The following is an 882-nucleotide window of genomic DNA, read 5'->3' on the forward strand; positions in this document are numbered from 1 at the left end:
CTGATGTCGGCGACGCGCGGCGCCGGCCAGGTGCCGATGCAGGACGGCGAGACGCTGGCCTGGTCGCGGGACCGGATCCACCTGCGGGTCGCGCCCCTGCAGTTCAGCGACCCCCGGGTGCGCGTCGAGTACCGCCAGGTCGGACGCGACGAGGGCTGGACCGCGGTCGCGACACCCGACATCGACGTGGCGGGCCTGGAGCCCGGGGCGATCCAGATGGAGGTGCGGCTCGCGGATCCTGAGACCGGTCGGTACTCCGCGACGACGAGCTTCGGCTTCACGCTGCAGCCGCCCTGGTGGCGACGGGCGTGGGCGACGGCGCTGGGGCTGGTCGCGCTGCTGGGGCTGTCGCAGGGCTGGCACCTGTGGCGGCGCCGTCAATGGCGGAGCCAGCAGGCCCGGCTCGAACAGTTGGTGGGCGAGCGCACGCGCGAGCTGGAGGCCTCCCGCGCGCAGCTCGAGGAACTGGCCAGCCGCGACGCGCTGACCGGGCTCTGGAACCGGCGCGCCTTGACGGAGATCCTCCAGCGCGAGGTCGTGCGGGCCCGCCGCGAGCGCACGCCGCTGACGCTCGCGATCGTCGACATCGACCACTTCAAGCAGGTCAACGACACCCACGGCCATCCGGCCGGGGATGCGGTGCTGAAGGACTTCGCCGGCCGCCTCGCCGCGACGGTGCGGCCCTACGACGCGGTGGGACGGCTGGGCGGCGAGGAGTTCTGCCTCGTGCTGCCGGGGCTGGACCTGGCGCAGCCGGAGGATAGACAGCGCCTGCGCCGCATGCAGGTCGACGTCAGCCGCGCGCCCACCGTGATCGGCGTGGTGACCAGCTCGTTCGGCGCGGCCATGCTGGGCGTCGACACCGGCGACGGCGAGCAGCTG

General features: G+C 73.9%; 1 protein-coding gene. It reads left to right on the forward strand.

The window, feature by feature from the left end:
* Positions 1–882: GGDEF domain-containing protein (locus FUT87_RS17495; protein WP_147241836.1), on the forward strand; the 882-nt coding region annotated here is incomplete at both ends.

The sequence above is a fragment of the Mitsuaria sp. TWR114 genome (genome assembly GCF_007997345.1).